At 38.3% G+C, this 18,469-nt stretch carries 18 protein-coding genes and 1 tRNA gene; 4 read left to right on the plus strand and 15 right to left on the minus strand.

The features are described from left to right. The 3 genes from MKL35_RS13490 to MKL35_RS13500 form a co-directional block, all read right to left on the minus strand. A tRNA-Leu gene (locus MKL35_RS13490) sits at positions 1–85 on the minus strand. A 102-nt stretch (positions 86–187) separates the two neighbouring features. Then, the gene (locus MKL35_RS13495) at positions 188–994 is read right to left on the minus strand and encodes a protein kinase domain-containing protein (protein WP_032010176.1); all 807 of its coding nucleotides are present in this window, start codon (positions 992–994) and stop codon (positions 188–190) included. Beyond that, entirely contained in the window at positions 981–2,489 is a 1,509-nt protein-coding gene (locus tag MKL35_RS13500) for a DUF3336 domain-containing protein (protein ID WP_002049303.1), read from the minus strand. The genes MKL35_RS13495 and MKL35_RS13500 overlap by 14 nt, the downstream gene beginning before the upstream one ends. 178 nt (positions 2,490–2,667) lie before the next feature. Here MKL35_RS13500 and MKL35_RS13505 point away from each other — a divergent pair, with 178 nt between their 5' ends. Both MKL35_RS13505 and MKL35_RS13510 read left to right on the plus strand, forming a co-directional pair. After that, the gene (locus MKL35_RS13505) at positions 2,668–3,549 is read left to right on the plus strand and encodes an ATP-binding protein (protein WP_017393791.1); all 882 of its coding nucleotides are present in this window, start codon (positions 2,668–2,670) and stop codon (positions 3,547–3,549) included. Positions 3,550–3,650: 101 nt separating this feature from the next. Then, positions 3,651–4,754 carry a DUF6670 family protein gene (locus tag MKL35_RS13510; RefSeq protein WP_106479544.1) on the plus strand — a complete coding sequence of 368 codons (1,104 nt, stop codon included), beginning with the start codon at positions 3,651–3,653 and terminating at the stop codon, positions 4,752–4,754. 2 nt (positions 4,755–4,756) lie between these two features. Here MKL35_RS13510 and tsaD read toward each other — a convergent pair whose 3' ends face one another. Next, positions 4,757–5,767, minus strand: coding sequence for a tRNA (adenosine(37)-N6)-threonylcarbamoyltransferase complex transferase subunit TsaD (gene tsaD / locus MKL35_RS13515; RefSeq protein ID WP_002049277.1), 1,011 nt, complete (start codon positions 5,765–5,767; stop codon positions 4,757–4,759). Positions 5,768–5,912: 145 nt separating this feature from the next. On the opposite strand from tsaD, the gene rpsU reads away from it, so the two are divergent. Further along, positions 5,913–6,128 (plus strand): 30S ribosomal protein S21, encoded by a 216-nt coding sequence (rpsU, locus tag MKL35_RS13520; protein WP_001136722.1) that lies wholly within the window; start codon positions 5,913–5,915, stop codon positions 6,126–6,128. A gap of 26 nt (positions 6,129–6,154) precedes the next feature. Continuing rightward, positions 6,155–6,601: a GatB/YqeY domain-containing protein gene (locus MKL35_RS13525; RefSeq protein WP_032010179.1), complete on the plus strand. Its 447-nt coding sequence runs from the start codon at positions 6,155–6,157 to the stop codon at positions 6,599–6,601. 102 nt (positions 6,602–6,703) lie between these two features. Here MKL35_RS13525 and MKL35_RS13530 read toward each other — a convergent pair whose 3' ends face one another. The 11 genes from MKL35_RS13530 to MKL35_RS13580 form a co-directional block, all read right to left on the minus strand. Further along, positions 6,704–8,131, minus strand: a complete 1,428-nt coding sequence (locus MKL35_RS13530) for a M48 family metalloprotease (RefSeq protein WP_081404394.1) — start codon at positions 8,129–8,131, stop codon at positions 6,704–6,706. Between the two features lie 144 nt (positions 8,132–8,275). Beyond that, positions 8,276–9,241: a 2-hydroxyacid dehydrogenase gene (locus MKL35_RS13535; RefSeq protein WP_017393795.1), complete on the minus strand. Its 966-nt coding sequence runs from the start codon at positions 9,239–9,241 to the stop codon at positions 8,276–8,278. 11 nt (positions 9,242–9,252) lie between these two features. Further along, positions 9,253–9,906: a hypothetical protein gene (locus MKL35_RS13540; RefSeq protein ID WP_022575394.1), complete on the minus strand. Its 654-nt coding sequence runs from the start codon at positions 9,904–9,906 to the stop codon at positions 9,253–9,255. Positions 9,907–10,006: 100 nt separating this feature from the next. Further along, complete coding sequence (locus MKL35_RS13545; protein ID WP_004707885.1) at positions 10,007–11,896, minus strand: M48 family metalloprotease; 1,890 nt, start codon at positions 11,894–11,896, stop codon at positions 10,007–10,009. Positions 11,897–11,974: 78 nt separating this feature from the next. Beyond that, positions 11,975–13,516, minus strand: a complete 1,542-nt coding sequence (purF, locus tag MKL35_RS13550; protein WP_002049153.1) for an amidophosphoribosyltransferase — start codon at positions 13,514–13,516, stop codon at positions 11,975–11,977. Between the two features lie 25 nt (positions 13,517–13,541). Next, positions 13,542–14,129, minus strand: coding sequence for a CvpA family protein (locus MKL35_RS13555; protein ID WP_004707881.1), 588 nt, complete (start codon positions 14,127–14,129; stop codon positions 13,542–13,544). Positions 14,130–14,135: 6 nt separating this feature from the next. Then, positions 14,136–15,140 (minus strand): quinone-dependent dihydroorotate dehydrogenase, encoded by a 1,005-nt coding sequence (locus tag MKL35_RS13560; protein ID WP_004707879.1) that lies wholly within the window; start codon positions 15,138–15,140, stop codon positions 14,136–14,138. Positions 15,141–15,229: 89 nt separating this feature from the next. Continuing rightward, positions 15,230–15,709: a type II secretion system protein GspM gene (gene gspM / locus MKL35_RS13565; protein WP_016805581.1), complete on the minus strand. Its 480-nt coding sequence runs from the start codon at positions 15,707–15,709 to the stop codon at positions 15,230–15,232. Next, entirely contained in the window at positions 15,709–16,848 is a 1,140-nt protein-coding gene (gspL, locus tag MKL35_RS13570) for a type II secretion system protein GspL (RefSeq protein ID WP_032010185.1), read from the minus strand. Before gspL ends, gspM begins: the two co-directional genes overlap by 1 nt. 22 nt (positions 16,849–16,870) lie before the next feature. Further along, positions 16,871–17,326 carry a SixA phosphatase family protein gene (locus MKL35_RS13575; protein ID WP_002049122.1) on the minus strand — a complete coding sequence of 152 codons (456 nt, stop codon included), beginning with the start codon at positions 17,324–17,326 and terminating at the stop codon, positions 16,871–16,873. A gap of 55 nt (positions 17,327–17,381) precedes the next feature. Continuing rightward, the gene (locus tag MKL35_RS13580; RefSeq protein ID WP_002049214.1) at positions 17,382–18,455 is read right to left on the minus strand and encodes an NAD(P)H-dependent glycerol-3-phosphate dehydrogenase; all 1,074 of its coding nucleotides are present in this window, start codon (positions 18,453–18,455) and stop codon (positions 17,382–17,384) included. Positions 18,456–18,469: the final 14 nt, after the last annotated feature.

Here is an 18,469-nt window from a genome sequence, read left to right on the forward strand (position 1 = left end):
TGGTGGGGGCGAAGAGACTCGAACTCTTACACCTTGCGGCGCTGGAACCTAAATCCAGTGCGTCTACCAATTTCGCCACGCCCCCGATGGCTGTGTATATTAGCGATAAGATCTAACAGTGACAAGTGTTTTTTTTCTAAAAAAAACTGACCGTGTAAATTGTATACAGATACTAGATCAATGATTTTTATAAGTTTGAGAGAGCATTTAAACAATTGATTGCTTCAAATGCATTTGAAAATCGATTTTTCTGCTGTTTTTGCAATAACCCCACCAGTAACGGGTAAAAAATTTGAAATGAATCTGGTAATTGAATGTTTAAGTTTTGGCAATGCAATACAGCCCAGTCATGATAAGTGTTTGCTTGTAAACGTATTTGACTTAGCCATTCATATAAAACAACTCCAAAAGCATATAAATCGCTTTGTATATTCTTCCTAGTTCCATGGAACAGTTCAGGTGCCATATACCTTGGTGTAGCATCAATGTTTGAATCAGGAGTAGTTATAAGCCGTGTTTTTTCAAAATCAATTAAATATAGCCCCTGCTCAAACTTTCGAAAGTGTTCTTTTTTAATATCGCCATGAATCCACCCTAGCTCATGAAGTTCTGCTAAAGCCATAAGCGCTGTATAGATCATCTCATGAATATCTTTTAAATTTTGCTTTTGATCTAAGTCATCAAACCAGCAATCGGTGCTTGGCAAAATTAATACTTTCCCTTTAAGCAGTTGTAGTGGGGAAATAATGTCGGCATCAACTATTTTAAATGGCAAAATCCAATTTATATTTTTATGCTGAATATCTTCATAAAATTGCAATTCATGCAAAAAATCTTGCTCACCTTGAGCATGTACATGCGGCACTTGGTATTTTAGCCAGTAGTAATGAGCATCTATAGAACATGTCCATAGATGCCTTCCTAAAGCTGAACTTTTAGGTTTTGTTACGCATTTTAAGTGTTCTATATGAGAAGCAAAATCATGCTTCAGCATAATAAGACTCTGGCTGTTGTTTCTTTTCTTCAAAACGTAAAACTTCTAAACAATGCTGAATTGTTTTACCAATACGCGCATGAGTTTCTATAGAAGATATTTTCGGCCAAGTCGCACGCTCACCTTCTCGCTGTAATCGTTTAAATAAATGTGGACGAGGGTTTTGTAACGTATAGGCATAATGTTTTAAGCTATATTTGGCAATAATATTAACATCTCCATAATATCGCTGCCCTACTACACCATATCCGTGATCAAGCAATCTCCTTACTGGAGAAATGGCTCCTAATCTTTGACGGGTAAAATCCATTATTCCCATCGAAAGCACTTTACCTTGGCGTCTTAAAATACGTTCAGGCCAACTTAAAACATCCTTACGGAAACGGTGTGCATCATCTTGCATAAATGGCACAACATGCGGATTCACTTGACTAGCAATGGTGTAGTTTAAATTATAAAGCCTTGCCATTCTTTCTTGTGGAAAGTCACTACGCACACTGCCATCTACCCATTTAGTGTTTGCCATATACGGCGTATGTTCACCATCATAACGCTTACTGGTTAAACGCACAGGCGGAAATAAAACTGGTACAGCACAAGAAGCCAACACAGCACTCCAAACCAAAACATTGGGTGTCATAATTGCATTCATAATCCGAGGATTTTCTGTTGCATCATACGGCGCAACAGCGACATTAATATTCAAACCTGATTTTTTGAATGCTTCTTCAAAAGTAAGATCGCCCAAATTTTCAATGAGGAATTTTTTTAAATAGTGGACATCTGCAATACCACCATTCCCTTTTATAAGTTCACGAAGTTTTCTAAAGTGAAACGCATCACTGAAAAATTGCTCGCCATTTAACAAATTTTGAATATCTTCACTGGCAGAAATTCCCAACATACCAGTCATAATAGCGCCCGCACTTGAGCCTGACAGTACCTTAGGCATTAAATCTTGTTCAATTAGAGCTTTACATACACCAGTATGAAAAAGACCTAAAGTTGCACCACCCGAAAACATAAGAGCAGGCTGACCATAAGCTTTTTCACAATTTTCAAAAAACTCGATTTTTTCTTTTCTTTGAAACGTAATACATTCACTAGATGCAATATAAGCCAAGCTTTGACTGACTTCTTCAATATAATCTTCAATTAATTTTTTTGTGCCTACATGTGTGGCAGCAAACAACATAGGATGACCAATATTTGCAATATCGTAGGTTAGCCCTTCTTTTAAAAGATAAATCAAATCCAGAGTACGGTGTTGCTGACGATATCTTTTCAGTAAAGTGTAACGATAAGAAATGAGCTCGGCATCGAAGTAAGGCGAACTATTATCAAACTTCCACTCTTGTGCACCTGTTTCTTCATCCAGTTTTAATGCAAAAGACTTCCATTCTTCATAAGATTCAGCCATGTCTAATTGACGTTGTAATTTTTTGATACGGTAAGCCTGATGTGGATTCATATCACTTCGTATTTTTTCAAACATATTTCGTCCTCATCTTCACAGATGATTTTACTGAATAGACATGACAACACTATGCGCGGTCTGAACATTTCAATCAATTGCAAAACCGATAAACTGCATTACCAGTATCTTTTTTGTCAGCTTGCAAATTTCGGTGTTAGTATCCTAGTAAATTACTGTTTAACATGATTGATTAACCATGGCTACCATTGATTTACCCGACAATTTAGTTCAAACCTTATCACTTGTATTAAATCAGTTACAGCAGGTCTTACCTGAACCGAAGCAAGAAACTGATTTCACTGCACCAGCTTTTAGATGGGAAAACCAGCAACTTAAAGCCATTTATACGCCTAAGAATATTTATCTTGATGACTTAAAAGGCATCGAACGTCAAAAAGAAAAAATTATTCAAAATACTTTGCAGTTTTTAAATGGCTTACCCGCAAATGATGTACTGTTAACAGGCTCACGTGGTACAGGTAAATCCTCTATTGTGCGTGCTTTACTCACTGAGTATGCTCCTCAAGGATTACGTTTAATTGAAATTGAACGTGATGATTTAGCAGACTTACCAAAAATTCAAAAAATTATTCAAAACCGACCTGAAAAGTATATCGTTTACTGTGATGACTTAGCGTTTAATGCTGAAGATGAAAATTATCGTAGTTTAAAAAGTGTATTGGATGGTTCATTACAGTCAGGTTCAACAAATTTTATTATTTATGCGACCAGTAACCGTCGTCACTTGTTACCTGAGTTCATGCACGAAAACACACCTGTAACCAAAGTAGATGTGCCCCAATATACCGAACTACATCCTCAAGAAGCGATTGAAGAAAAGATCTCTCTATCAGACCGTTTTGGTTTGTGGTTATCTTTTTACCCAATGGATCAAAATTTATATTTAGAAATCGTAGAACATTATCTAGATAAAGCGAACATGCCTTTCAATGATGAAGTTCGAGCTGAGAGTTTACGTTGGTGTCAAATGCGTGGTCAGCGCTCTGGTCGTGCGGCTTATCAGTTTTCTAAGCATTGGATCGGTTTAAACGCTTTAAAAGAACTGTCTAACAGTTAAATAAAATGTCCCACAAAGCCTTAGCTTTGGCCTATAAACCGCTTAGCTTTGGCAATTGTTTTCCATAACCTAAATATAGATAGTTTTCTTTAGGTTTATATATGAAAAAACAATTGCCAAAAATTTCTCTAGTAAGCAAAACTGTTGCTAAAAGTTTGTTATTCGCACAAGGCTTTTTAGATCAAGCAAAAAAATATTCAACCCTTCCTTTTACTCAATCTTATATCATTCGCCCACGTGTTGACGAAAAATACTATAGCTGGACCCACTACGGAATCTTTTTTCCAGTTTTGCCAGAACCTCATCGCTATTTAAATATTATGATTTTAATCGGTACGCCTGGCGCACTTGCATTTGATCATGATGATATTATCGTTGGAAACCCTAGAAAAACAGCGACTTTCTTTTCAAGTACAGCCGCCCTTGAACAAGCATTATTGAAAGCCTATATCATTCCCGAAGAGACAAAAATTAATAAAGATGGAAGTTTAATAGAACTTGGTAAGGAAATTTCAATTCAAGGAAAATTCCCTCAAATTCATATTAATGGGCATTATCAGGGTCTAGATTTCGACTTTGATATTGATGTGACTTCACATGTTTCATGGTTCATAAAAACACCAGTCTATGACCATTTTAGTTTGTTGGCAAAATTTAAAGGTTTTTTAAACTATCAGGAAAAACGCATTGAAAGTGAAGGGCTTTGCACTTACGAATATGCTCGTGCAGTTGGTCCCCACTCATTCACAACTCAACTTATACCTGAGAACCATAAACTACCGCTTGATTTTTTCACTTATCAAATCATCAATTTAAATGAAAACACTCAACTTCTTCTAACAAAAGCAGATATTGTGGGGCAAACAGTAACCTATACCTTGCACATTAGACATCTTGATCGACCAGCTGAAATTTATACAGACGTTAGCTTTGATATTATTTCACACCAAGTTGATGACTTCATTTCTCCAACGGGCAAAAAAATGCGACTTCCCAAATACTTTTCTTGGATTGCCCGAAATGATGCAAAGCAAATTATCTTAAACATTCAGGCAGAAATTGACTGCCCATTCCGCTATGGTCATGGGCAAGGTTATGCAAGTGGTTATATATTTACGGGCCATTATTTTGGCAATGAGGTGCAAGGCCGGGGTTATCTCGAATATATAGATATTGAAAATCAACAAGCCTTTGCAGATGAATAATTTTATTTAGGAATAGACAATTCTGTCATTGGCCAACGCGGTGTAGTCGTGACAGCTAAACCATCATGCTGACCTGCTTTTAAACGCTGGTAACCTGCAAATGCAATCATTGCCCCATTATCAGTACATAAAGCAGGTTCAGCATAGTAAACTTGCGCCTTAATTTTTGCTAAAGAAGTTTCTAATTGCTCACGTAAGCGTAAATTTGCACTCACCCCACCAGCAATCACTAAACGCTTAAGTCCAGTTTGCTTTAAAGCTTTTACCGATTTTTTTACTAAGGTGTCTACAATAGCTTCTTGGAATGAAGCAGCAATGTCAGCATCACGGTTTTCGCCATTCAATTTTTTCAGTTGAACAGAAACTGCCGTTTTTAAGCCACTAAAAGAAAAATCTAGACCTTGATGAAGCATTGGACGTGGAAATTCAAATGCTAAAGGATCACCAGATAACGCCAGTTTTGCGATATTTGGCCCACCCGGATATGGCAGATTCATCATTTTTGCAACTTTATCGAAAGCTTCACCGGCTGCATCATCAATTGACTCGCCTAACAGCTCATATTGACCAATCGCATGAGCCGCCATCAATTGTGTATGTCCACCTGAAACAAGTAATGCAACAAATGGAAACTCAGGCGGTTGGCTTGAGAGCAATGGAGCTAACATGTGTCCTTCCATATGGTGAACACCGATGGCAGGCTTATTTAAAGAAAAAGCCAAAGTTCTTCCAAATAATGCGCCTGTCATTAATGCTCCCATTAAACCTGGGCCACGTGTATAAGCGACTGCATCAATTTCCTGTTTCTTAACACCACTTTGTTCAAGCAGCTGATTCATTAAAGGAATAAGCTTACGAACATGGTCACGAGAAGCTAATTCCGGAACCACACCACCATATTCGGCATGAAGTTTTATCTGGCTATAAAGAACCTGTCCCCGTAAGCCGAGTTCGCTATCATAAAGTGCCAACCCTGTTTCATCACAAGAAGTTTCCAAGCCTAAAACAATCATCAAAACTGCCTTTTATATGAGTCAAAATATTGCAATCGCTATTATAGACTTGTGATATGAGTTGTAAATGAGTAAAATACTGACCTTCACTTGTGATCCGGCGCAATGGTGTGCCTGATCTTATCCATAATCTAGAGGATTTTACATGCCACAAGTTAAGTTGAAAGAAGGCGAACCAGTTGACGTAGCTATCCGTCGTTTCAAACGTTCATGCGAAAAAGCTGGTGTTTTAGCTGACGTTCGTAAGCGCGAATTCTACGAAAAACCAACTCAAGAACGTAAGCGCAAAAAAGCTGCTGCAGTTAAACGCTACCAAAAGAAATTGGCTCGCGAATCTGTACGTACTACTCGCCTTTACTAATTAATTTGTGATTGACTGCTGAAATTATGACTACTTTAAAAGACCAAATTACTGATGCATTAAAAACTTCTATGCGTGCCAAAGATATGGCAACAGTGACGGTTTTGCGTAGTCTACAAGCAGCAATTAAGCAAATCGAAATTGATGAGCGCATAGAGCTTGGCGACGCTCAGGTTCTTGCGGTCATTGAAAAGCAAATTAAACAACGTAAAGAATCGATCAAAGCCTTTGAAGGTGCTGGTCGTGATGATTTAGCTAGTAAAGAACAAGCCGAAGCTGAGATTATTTCCCAGTTTCTACCAGAAGCTATGACTGAGGAAGAGCTTGATTCTATCATTGAGCAAACGATTGCTGCTCAAGAAGCAACTAGCATGAAAGATATGGGTAAGGTGATGAATTCTCTACGTCCGATCATAGCCGGGCGTGCCGATCCTGCTCAAGTTTCAGCAAAAATTAAAGCTAAATTAGCTTAATTCCCTCCTCTCTCCTTTATATACTCTTAGACTAAGCTTTCATTTACTTGTCAGTTTAAGCATATCTGTGTGTTTGAAAAGCATAAGCTCAAACTACAAGCTCTAAATTTTCATTCGTCGCTCATCTTGCATTTGCTTTAATCGACCATCAATTTTAGCTGACATGGCTTGATTGCCTTTCGCTAGTCTTTGTGCATGTAGCATAGATTTAATTGCATTTTCTTCACTACCAGACCAATACTGTGCTTCTGCACGATATCGCAACACATTCACCGCTCTTAACGGTGACTGTTTATCTAAATTAGCGGCTTGCTGTAATAGTTGCCAGCCTTGAATATCTCTAGCATTTTTATTAATAAAACGCTGAACAAGTGTCTGTACTTGCATATATTTCCCCTGACGCAACAACACCTCAGCCAACTTATAGCTAAACGCTTTATTTTCAGGCATAGTCATTTGCAATGGCGCAATCGAATTATAGGCCTGATCAAGTTTATTCTGGCCTAAATAAATATCTGTTTGAATTAAAGAAACAAGTGGCTTACCACTAGATTTTACTTGATCTAAGGTTGTTTGAGCTTGGGCATAATCTCCTTGTTTAAGATAAAAAGCAGATAAAGCCAGTAACCCTGCGAGATTTTTTTGCGATGCCAAACTTTGCAATTGGTTTTCAGTCGCCTCTCCCGCAACCACCATGGTGTACCATTTTAAAATTTCAAAATCGACATCATATATTCGACTTTTAACTTTAGGCATCTGGTTTGCTCTTAAACGAGCCTCGCTCATACGTTCAGTCGTTAAGGGATGCGTAAGCCAAAAATCCGGCAGGAAACTTACATGACTTGTTGCCCTGTGCATTGTTTCAAAATAATCTGCCATACTTTGCGGGTTATAACCTGCAGCATACATATATTGCATTCCAATACGGTCAGCTTCACGCTCTTGATTACGACTATAAGTGAGCTGTTTATCCAGAAGTGCAGCTTGCGTACCCAACATGACTGCAGCTCCAGCATCCCCACCTGCTTGGGCAGCTAAAGCCACACCTGCTAGCAAACCAGCTAAGCTTAAAAGAGTTTGCCCTTTAAAAGCCTCTTCTGAACGACTAAAGTGCCTCTGCGAAACGTGAGCAATCTCATGCGCCATCACTCCAGCAATCTCATCAATATTTCGAGCCGAGGAAATAAGACCTGTATTTAATGCAAATAAACCACCAGGAACAGCAAAGGCATTAATTTGTGGGTCTTTAATGACGACAAGCCCAATAGGTTGTCCAAGCTGTGTTTCAGCCAAGATATTAGAGAAAACTTGAAAAAACTGATCTTCCAACCATACATCCTGGATGACTGGCATTTGTTTATGAACTTCACGGAAAACTTTTTCACCGATAAATTTTTCTTTTTGTTGATCAAGTAATCCTATTCCACTACCAATATTCGGAATTTCAACCTGCCCAGAAGCTGGTTTTGAGTCAAAAGGATCAGCGTAAGAGGCATTTGTTATAAAAGCCAAACTTAAAATAACTGGCAAAAATTTCAAAAGTTCTTCTCTATTAAAAATTAAACTAACAAAAAAGCCCATTCATATAATGCTTGAGTTTCTTGCATCATATGAGCAGGCTTTCACTATAACATTGAAAATAGACTATATTTGCAATGAAGTGTTATTCAATATTTATACGAAATTAGGGTTCACCAAATACCTTGGTGTTTTATCTTCCAATGCTTCTACTAAGTTTTTATAAGCTAAATTTGCCATTTTTTTGCGTGTTTCAGCTGTAGCAGACCCCACATGAGGCAAGGTAACAACATTTGGTAATTTAAAAAGTGCCGAATCTTGCAAAGGCTCTTTTTCATATACATCTAAGCCAGCAGCAAAAATGACTTCCTGCTGCAAAGCTTCAATAAGTGCCTGCTCATCAACCACTGAACCGCGCGCAATATTGATAAAGATAGCGTGCTTTTGCATCAGCTCAAATTGAGCTTTGCCCATTAAGGCTTTAGATTCTGCATTTAAATCAACTGCTGTGACTACAAAATCAGACTGTTGTAGCAACTCATCCAAACCTAGATATTGAGCATTCAATGGCTCGGCCAATTCAGGCTTTTCGCGTCGATTATGGTAAACAATATTCATGTTAAAACCATAAAAACCACGACGCGCAATTGCAGCACCAATATTACCAAGTCCGATAATACCAAGTGTTTTCCCAAAAACATCCAGACCAAACTGCTGTGGCCCTACTGTTCTTTTCCATTCGCCTTGTTTAGTCCAGTGGTCTAAAAATGGTACTTTTCTAGCTGCACTTAACAATAGAGTAAAGGCAAGATCCGCAGTAGTTTCTGTCAAAACATGAGGTGTGTTTGATAACCAGATTTTCTTTTGGTTCAAATAAGCAACATCATAATTATCGTAACCAACAGTCACAGATGAAATAATTTTTAATTTTTGTGCTGGAGCAAGGTTACTTTCATTAAGTAAGCGTCCCGCGCCAATCATTCCATCAGCATCTACCACTTCTTGTCGTATCTGCTCATTAATATCACCCAGTTTAGGGTTTAATACGACAACGTGATAATCCTGCTGCAACCGTGACAAAATCTCTTCATCAATTTGACTAAAAACTACAACCTTTTTCATGTATATCCCTACTACTCATTGTTATCTTGCATAAGTTGCCACAATCTTTTCTTAAGGAGAGGCTTATCTAACATTTCTTTTAAACTAGCTAAATGAATAAGATTTGCATGTTGAATATACGCACATTTACCTAAACACAAAATCTTTTTTTCTGCAGCTACAGCATCTAAGAAACCCTGAATATATGAACCCACACCGCGTTGATCTTGATATGCCGCTAAGGGAAAAGGCCATTTTAATTCAGCATAGTGACCCACTTTAGCCTTTTGTATATTTGTCCAAAGTTGTTTCTCTTCTTTTTCTAGTGCTGTCACATCAACAAAGATTACACACTTTTCAAGGCAATAAGCCTGCAACTCGAATGGAGCAATCGCCTCTTGCTCAACAGCAATCACAGGTTTTTCAATAACCCTTTCAGACTGCGGAACATCTCTAATTGCTATTGAAGGTTGCTCTACAACTTTAGGTGCTTCAGGCAACAAAGGCTTAGATGGCTTTTGTCCAAAAGCAGGAACATCTATTGTAGGTGCGATAATTGGTGTATGAGATTCAACAATCTGATCTCGCCATACAGTATGGGCATTATTTTTTTGGCACGCTTGTGTTCTAGGAATCCATATATCAATTCCTAAAGTTGCCAGTATATTTCTTTGCTGCCCAATCATGTTTAAATCAGTACCTCTAATCTACACACATTCTAACGGGCTTCTGACTTTTTTTCAGCGTTTTCTTTTAATGATCGCTAGTGGAAATCACATATGTCTCTTAAATAATCATAACGCTATTTTTCTTCTGCATTTGCTCTACAATTTCATCGGACTCAAAACCAAATCGCCAGTAGAGTAACTCCAGCACATCAAGTTCATCTTGAGTAATAATGCGGTCACTCCATAAACACATCTCAGCAATTGCCAAAATACTTAGACGGTCACGAAGTAAAAGGCCAGCAATGTCATTTAAAATTTCAGCCAAGTCTAAAGGCTCATCCGAAATTTCATCATAAATATGCATTTCATCTGGGTTAAGCAAAGAACGCAAAATACGCTCACGGACTTCCAACTGGTTTGGACTATTAATTTGCTGCACATGAAGTAACGCATCAATTAAACGAACTATTTGAGGTTTCACTTCTTCAAATGCTGTTGGCAAATGAAGCGGCATCAAGTTCAATTCATATTTGACCCGCTCTAATAATAAGGCATCAAGCAGCCCAATTTCCCCATCTTCCTGAATAATAAGTGCCAGTTTTGTCAAAAATTGACGCGCAATACTTGCTGGCATATGGCCAATATTTTTACATGCGTCGTGAAATATCTGAATATGAATACGACCATCCAAATTAAGCAAAGCATCGACTATCGAATGACTTACAGGAGCTTCTTGCGGAATAAATTCTCGATATTGACGAATCATTAAAATCGCAACCATCACCTCACGTGAACCAGTGGCTGTTTGCAATGCACGCTGAATAAGTTCAGGGCGTTTTTTATTACGTCGGATATCACTACTTAAAGGCTTGATCGCATCATTTAATGCAAAGCTAATTGGAGAAAGACGCAATAATGGCAGCGGTTGTGGTGATGACCACGGAATATAGATTTCCGTCTCAGATTCTTCTAATGAACGAAAAAGACTAAATAAAGGCCTATTGCGAAGTTTCTTTAAATTTTCTAATTGTAAATCTTGCAGTAAAGTGGGATTAAGTTCGTAAATACGTTCACGAATGCTCGGGTGAATATTCATCCAGCTTTGAGGGCTAAGTGAATTTGCAAAACACATATGCGCGATTGATTCAGAATAAGCACTATGAATTTGTGATCCTGAATGGTGAACATAAATACGTAATAATGTTTGGGTATTCGTACTATTTTTTAGCAACCGCATAGTTTTTTGGTCATTGCGAAATGTGCGGCCACTTAATGTTAAATATTTAATAAAGCGAGTGATTAAAACACCTAAACTTCCTGCTAACCAAATCACTCCACCAACAGCTACAAACACAGTCTCGAACTTATGCTTATAACCCGGACTGTAGCGCTTAAAACCTTGTTTTGCGAGCTTACTGCCCCATTGACTGAAAGTCGTTAAACCGCTGTATAAAATTTTTAATTTAGTATTTTCTACAGCCTCACCAGATAAAATTTGGTTAAATTCATGACCCAGTAAACCATACAGCTCCAATTCATCTAGATTCTGTAAAGCTCCCCAAGTCAAAATAATGACAATATCATTTGAGTGAAAACCTGCAGTTAATGCATTTACACCCACTTCATCAGGCAAAACATAAAGAGTTGGAACGTTAAGAGAAAATGTTTGCGCCAAATGTTCTGTAATTTTTAATGCCGCATGTTCTTCTGGTGTACTCTCGCCTTTTACCAAACGACGCGCTTTAAGCTGTTTAGCAAGGGAATGACCACCTTTACGTAAAATATAAAGCTCGGTCACCACCGACCAAACCATAATAAAAAGCAAAAGAGCAATAAAATAGGGGCTTAAGGCATGCCACCAAATCGGTTGGCTATAATCAAAAAAATGAACAAGTAAACCTAAAATGAGATTTAAAATAAAAATAGTCAAAAGCACAGCGACCAAACACATAGTGATGGACCATGCCATATTTTTATTTTCGATTAAATAGTGGCTTACTTCTTTCAATGTAAATATTCCCAATTACATTGTTAAGTTTCATCATAAAAGAAAAAAGCGGGAAACACCCGCTTTTTTCGGCTATTTCTATTCTTCTTTAATACCCGTCAAATCTACTGACGCTGCATCAATATTGACATCAATATAACCATCTTTTTTCTTTTTCGCAGAATCATTACGCTTCTGTTCCAAATTATTCAGATAGTCTGCATCAATTCCACCAGTTACATAGATACCATCAAAAACAGAACAATCAAACTCAGTCAATGTAGGAACCTTACTTGTACGTACGGCGTTCTTCAAGTCTTCCAAATCTTGGAATACTAAACGATCAGCACCAATAATTTCCTGGATTTCCTCTACACTGCGTTCTGATGCAATAAGCTCAGTTTTAGCAGGCATATCGATCCCATATACGTTTGGATACATCACTTTTGGTGCTGCTGAAGCAAAGTATACTTTTTTCGCACCTGAGTCACGCGCCATTTGAATAATCTCATTACACGTAGTACCACGTACAATAGAGTCATCAACCAATAGAACGTTCTTGCCTTTAAACTCTAACTCAACAGGGTTTAATTTCTGACGTACAGATTTTTTACGCTGTTGCTGACCCGGCATAATGAAGGTACGACCGATATAACGGTTTTTCATAAACCCTTCACGGAACTTCACACCAAGAATATTTGCAAGTTCTAATGCAGAAGTACGGCTTGTATCTGGAATTGGGATAACCACATCAATATCATGGTCTTCACCCCAGTCACGCAAAATCTTATGCGCTAATTTTTCACCCATTTTTAAGCGGGCTTTATAAACTGAAATACCATCAATAATTGCATCTGGGCGAGCAAAATAAACATATTCAAAAATACATGGGCGATATTTTGGATTAGCCGCACATTGTTTAGTGAATAACTGACCTTCAGCATCAATGAAAATTGCCTCACCTGGTGCGATATCACGTTCGATTTTAAAACCAAGAGCAGTAATCGCCACAGACTCAGATGCAATGATATATTCCATCTCGCCTTGTTCAGTCACACGCGAGCCATAAATCAGTGGACGAATACCATTTGGATCGCGGAAACCAACCAAACCATGACCAGTGATCATAGCAACTACGCCATAAGCACCTTGGCAGCGCTCATGAACACGAGAAACCGTATGAAAAATATCTTCAGCTGTAGGATTTAACGTTCCTTTCTTTTGCAACTCATGTGCAAAAACGTTTAAAAGAACTTCTGAATCAGAATCAGTGTTCATGTGACGCAAATCTGTTTTAAACAGGTCATCATGAATTTCTTCTGCATTGGTCAAATTACCATTATGCGCAAGTGTAATACCGTAAGGTGAGTTCACATAAAATGGTTGAGCTTCAGCACTACTAGCAGAGCCCGCAGTTGGGTAGCGCACATGACCAATACCGTAATTACCAAGTAATGCTCTCATATGACGAGTATGAAAAACATCACGCACCATACCGTTATCCTTACGAAGGAAAAGACGGCCTTCATGGCAGGTTACTATTCCAGCTGCATCTTGCCCACGATGTTGCAACATCGTTAATGCATCAAACAACATTTGGTTCACTGGCGATTTACCGGCTATACCAACAACTCCACACATAGCAACCTCGCAGACAAGCTAGGAATTAATAAAAAGGATTCTTTGTTGAATGGTCGGGCCGGATTTCTGGTTCTTCCGGCTCGTCCATTGGTTTTGGAGAAGTGCGAGATACACCGCCTCCAGATGTTATCTGATGAAAAGCCTCACTTGCTGCCCCTTTAGAAAGCTCCGTGGCTAAAGGTGCGTAAGGCAATAAAAACTGGATAAATTTGGATTGCTTCCAATGAGGTGAACTTTCTACCCAAGGACCAACACCTTGCATAGTAATAAGAACAACCAATAAACCCTTCAACGAACCAAAAGCACCACCTGCTAAACGATTTAATGGCCCCAATTTTAAACTTTTCAAGAGGCCATTTAAAAATGCGGTGACGATCCAAGTTAAAACAATAATAATGAGTGCAATAAATGCAAAAGCTGCAATCTTTTGAACCACCGGATCCTGACTTAAACCCGACATTGACGGAGCTAGAAGAACAGCATATTTTGCACCCATAATTAATGCAAAAATCCATCCTACCAAGTTCGCAAAGGCTTTTATAAATCCTTGTCGCAAACCGTTTAGCCCCCCAATGAGCAAAAGTATTAGAATGATGATATCAATAGTGTTCATGTTCAATTAGGTCATAGCTTCAACACATTGCTTTACAAGCGTTGGTCCCGTATAGATTAGACCACTATAAATTTGAACAAGTGTTGCTCCAGCTTGTTGTTTTGCTAAAGCTTGCTCACCAGACAAAATACCACCCACACCGATTAAAGGAATTTGTCCTTTTAATGATTGAGCAAATAAACGTAAACATTCTGTACTTTTTTCAAATACAGGTGCACCAGACAAACCGCCTGACTCATTACCGTAAGGCAGGTTTTCCACCCCTTCTCTCGACAAAGTGGTATTGGTCACAATAAGACCATCAATTTTAAAATCTAATAATTGAGCAGAGATAAACTCAACATCTTCAGCTGTTAAATCCGGAGCAACTTTAAGTACTAGAGGAACATAATGGTTATATTGCTCAGCCAACTCAAGTTGACGCGCTTTTAAGGTTTGCAGTAATTCAGTTAACGCATCACCACTTTGTAAACTACGTAAGTTTTTAGTATTCGGTGATGAAATATTGACAGTAATATATGAAGCGTAGTTATAAACTTTCTCAAGACAAATTAAGTAATCATCAACTGCTTTTTCGACAGGCGTATCGGCATTTTTACCAATATTGATTCCTAAAATGCCTCTAAACTTTGAAGCTTTAACATTTTCAATAAGTTTATCAACACCATCATTATTAAAACCCATACGGTTAATAATGGCTTTAGCTTCAGGAATACGAAATAAACGTGGTTTTGGATTACCCGATTGTGGGCGAGGTGTAATTGTACCAATTTCAATGAAACCGAAACCTAATCCGGCTAATGCATCAATATGAGCACCATTTTTATCTAGACCTGCTGCCAAACCTACCGGATTAGGAAACTCGATTCCCATACATGTAGTAGGTTTTGCTTCTACGGCCTGACGCATCATGCCTAGCTTATGCGCTTTATCAAGCATGGATAATGTTAATTCATGGGCACGCTCTGGTGCTAAACTAAACAACATCGGGCGAGCAAGTGAATATAACATACCAATCACAGTCTACTGATTTTAGGTACGCATATTATAGGCACAGGCAGCACAAAACACCATGCTTGACATAAGCATATTTTGATATGTTATTGAACTGTCGCTGTTAATTTAATCTGACCTTCGCTTGAAACCATTTCCATCTTCTGAATACTAAGACCCATCTGTGCAAGTTGTGTTAAAAAGTTAGCTAAAATTGCATAATTCTGATGCGTTACAACAATTTGTAACTGCTCTCCATTTTGCTGAGAAGTCACAGTTAAACCTTGCTGTTGAGCTATCCTTTGTATTTTTCCAGACTTATCAAGTTCAAGCTCATTTGCAGGCTTCATAGTAACTGCATTACTTTGCATCCACACCATCAGATCTTTTAAATCATTTAAGCGTTTTTGCTGTTGTTCTGCCAAGGAATGCATTTTCCAAAGTGAAGACCCAACAATAGCCACTACCACAAAAATTGTAGTAAAGACCACCATAACGCGTTCACGGACAGTTAAACGATCTAGGTACTGAACAACTTGTTCAATCCACTGATCAAAACGATTCTGCAATTGAGCTAACATTTTCATTATTGTATTTTCACCACCCCAATTGCCCCACCACCATTTGCTTGGACATTACCTAGCTCAGCTTTAAATCCTTGCTGATTTAATTGTTGTGTCAAAGCTTGTAAATCATCTGCCGATTTTGCTTTTAATGCCATCGTTAAAATTGAAGCATCATAATTAAGTTGCTGAGCCAAAATCTGTCTTTGCATTAAAATAGGTCCAACACGGCTTAACAAAGAAAGTGCTTGTGTATCACCTTGCTGACTCATTCTTAAATGACTTTCAAATTGACCTTTTATATTTTGTTCAGTCACACGACTAGATGGTCCAAACCAGTATTTATATTGTTCAATTGTCTGGTCAGCAGTTAGATTTGCTACTTTTTTCAATTTGACCCAACGCAATAAATCATAGCTAAACTGAACTACAATAATTGCTAAAATAACGGCAGCACATGCCTTCCAATAACCAGAAAAAGTACGCTCGTGACCTTTTGATTTTGGTAAAACATTAAAAGGATGCTGCTTAGTTTTATCTAATGGCTGAAATTGATAAACGAACTCAGAACGTTGTTCTGTACTTGAAGCTGCTTCTAAACTTTCTAGTTGCCCTGATGTTAAACCACTATATTGATAATGTTTTTCAGCTGACTGAAATTCTAAAAAAAGCCCCAAATCATCAATTGAATTACCCAACCATTTATTTTCACGCACCAAAAGTTGGTGATTAATATTACACAGAATAACTTGCTCGTTTTGCGGCTCTGGCAATATTAGAAAATCTGGTAGCAAGGAAACAAGTTTGGTTGGCAACAAAGCCAAAGAATGTTGCCATGTCTCGACCATCCCTTGAGCGACACCCAAGACAGTTAACTGATCGGCATGAAAATGGTGAACCACTTTCATATGATCAATCGGTAAAGTCACAAACTCTTCTAGTAGATATTTAACCCCATCAGCCCCCAGTTGTTTATAGTGGGACTTCGCCATAGTTTGCTGAAGCATTTGTGCATGACGACTCGGAAAAAAAACCGTAGCTTCTTTTCCCTGATGTATTTGCAAGTCTTGTATTAATTGATCGAGACTCGCAGCCTGCAACCAGCTCTCTCCGTTAGACCAATGCCATATTCCATTGGTTTCAGGCATCCATATATACAGCATGTTGGCGAAATAACCTTTTTAATTATATTGTGGGTATAAAACTATTTTTTTGTGTTGATAAACCATTTGCAATAACAGCTTGATCATAAATTCTAGCTTCAGCAAGCGCAAATGGATTGAAATTTTCATGAGTAAGTAACTCTGCAATATGACCTATTACATTCATATGGCAAACCACTACAATCGACTCATAAGGAATTTGAGACAACCACTCAACTGCTTCTTTTGCATCATCATCTGGCTTAATTTTGTCGCATAACAGCACTGGCACATCTTTAAAATAAGTCTGGATATGCGCCAATGTTTCCTGAGCACGCAACAAAGGACTAACAACAAAAATATCCGGTTTTACAATGTCTTTTAAAAATGTTGCTGTTTGCTCAGCCTGTGCATGTCCACGCGCAGTAAGGGGACGTTTAATATCATTACCATTAACTGGTGGAGCAGCTTCCCCATGACGAACTAATGTCAGTTGCATAAAATTTCCTTGTTAATAATTCTGCATTATAACCACAATTTATGACATTTATTCGTCAGACTTCATGATGAGGTAAAACAAACTCCACATCACTACGATGACCATTTTTCATAAGAGAAAGTGCAATATTTAATGGTGGAGCACCTTCAAAAATGACTTCATATAAAGCATTGGTAATTGGCATATATACATCTAGTTCTTGTGCTTTACCACGCACCTGAACAATCGTGTTAATACCTTCTGCAGTTTGCCCCAATTCTTTACTTGCTTGATCAAGTGTCTTGCCAGAACCTAATGCATATCCAATTTGATAATTACGGCTCAATGGACTATTACACGTCGCAAATAAATCACCCACACCAGACAAACCTAAAAATGTAAGCGGATTTGCGCCCTGCTTTACCGCGAAACGGCTCATTTCAGCCAAAGCACGCGTTAAAATCATACTTTTGGTATTTTCACCAATTTTATATGCAGCCCCAATTCCCATCGCGACTGCATAAATATTCTTAAGTGCACCGCCCAACTCAACTCCATGCACATCATCGCTACCAAAAACACGGAATAACGCACTATGAAGCGCATGCTGCACGGCATAACGGACGAGTTCAGAATCACTAGCAATCACTGTACCAGATGGCATACCTGCCATAATTTCTTTGGCAAGGTTTGGACCTGACAATACACCATAGGGAACTTCTGGTAGTTCTTCACGAATAATATCGCTCATAAAACTAAATGTTTTAGCTTCAACACCTTTGGTTAAAGATACAACTGCTTGTGCAGTAATATAAGGAGCAATTTGTTTTAAGACATCGCGGAAAGAATGGCTAGGAATTGCAACTAAAATAATATCTCGGTCACATACCGCTTGCTCAAGATCAGACACAGCACGTAGTGAAGATTCTAAAGTGAAGTCTGGTAAATAACGTTTATTAATATGGGTTTTATTAATTTCTTCTGCTGTTTCAGCATCACGAATCCAGATCATAGTATCGCAGCCATTACGAGCAGCTAAATTCGCCATGGCTGTACCAAAGCTACCGCCCCCTAAAACGGTAATACGTAGTGCCGTTTTTTTATCGACCGCAACAGGTTCCACCAAATCTGTAAACTTAAATTCAGCCATGCTTTATTATCCTA

The sequence above is a fragment of the Acinetobacter sp. AOR41_HL genome (assembly GCF_027854645.1).
In the GTDB taxonomy this organism is placed as follows: domain Bacteria; phylum Pseudomonadota; class Gammaproteobacteria; order Pseudomonadales; family Moraxellaceae; genus Acinetobacter; species Acinetobacter nosocomialis.

Bases quoted from the DNA above. Each gene is read 5' to 3' on its own strand.
- MKL35_RS13495 (WP_032010176.1), bottom strand. From the start codon at position 994: ATGCTGAAGCATGATTTTGCTTCTCATATAGAACACTTAAAATGCGTA.
- MKL35_RS13500 (WP_002049303.1), bottom strand. From the start codon at position 2,489: ATGTTTGAAAAAATACGAAGTGATATGAATCCACATCAGGCTTACCGT.
- MKL35_RS13505 (WP_017393791.1), top strand. From the start codon at position 2,668: ATGGCTACCATTGATTTACCCGACAATTTAGTTCAAACCTTATCACTT.
- MKL35_RS13510 (WP_106479544.1), top strand. From the start codon at position 3,651: ATGAAAAAACAATTGCCAAAAATTTCTCTAGTAAGCAAAACTGTTGCT.
- tsaD (WP_002049277.1), bottom strand. From the start codon at position 5,767: ATGATTGTTTTAGGCTTGGAAACTTCTTGTGATGAAACAGGGTTGGCA.
- rpsU (WP_001136722.1), top strand. From the start codon at position 5,913: ATGCCACAAGTTAAGTTGAAAGAAGGCGAACCAGTTGACGTAGCTATC.
- MKL35_RS13525 (WP_032010179.1), top strand. From the start codon at position 6,155: ATGACTACTTTAAAAGACCAAATTACTGATGCATTAAAAACTTCTATG.
- MKL35_RS13535 (WP_017393795.1), bottom strand. From the start codon at position 9,241: ATGAAAAAGGTTGTAGTTTTTAGTCAAATTGATGAAGAGATTTTGTCA.
- MKL35_RS13540 (WP_022575394.1), bottom strand. From the start codon at position 9,906: ATGATTGGGCAGCAAAGAAATATACTGGCAACTTTAGGAATTGATATA.
- purF (WP_002049153.1), bottom strand. From the start codon at position 13,516: ATGTGTGGAGTTGTTGGTATAGCCGGTAAATCGCCAGTGAACCAAATG.
- MKL35_RS13555 (WP_004707881.1), bottom strand. From the start codon at position 14,129: ATGAACACTATTGATATCATCATTCTAATACTTTTGCTCATTGGGGGG.
- MKL35_RS13560 (WP_004707879.1), bottom strand. From the start codon at position 15,140: ATGTTATATTCACTTGCTCGCCCGATGTTGTTTAGTTTAGCACCAGAG.
- gspM (WP_016805581.1), bottom strand. From the start codon at position 15,709: ATGAAAATGTTAGCTCAATTGCAGAATCGTTTTGATCAGTGGATTGAA.
- gspL (WP_032010185.1), bottom strand. From the start codon at position 16,848: ATGCTGTATATATGGATGCCTGAAACCAATGGAATATGGCATTGGTCT.
- MKL35_RS13575 (WP_002049122.1), bottom strand. From the start codon at position 17,326: ATGCAACTGACATTAGTTCGTCATGGGGAAGCTGCTCCACCAGTTAAT.
- MKL35_RS13580 (WP_002049214.1), bottom strand. From the start codon at position 18,455: ATGGCTGAATTTAAGTTTACAGATTTGGTGGAACCTGTTGCGGTCGAT.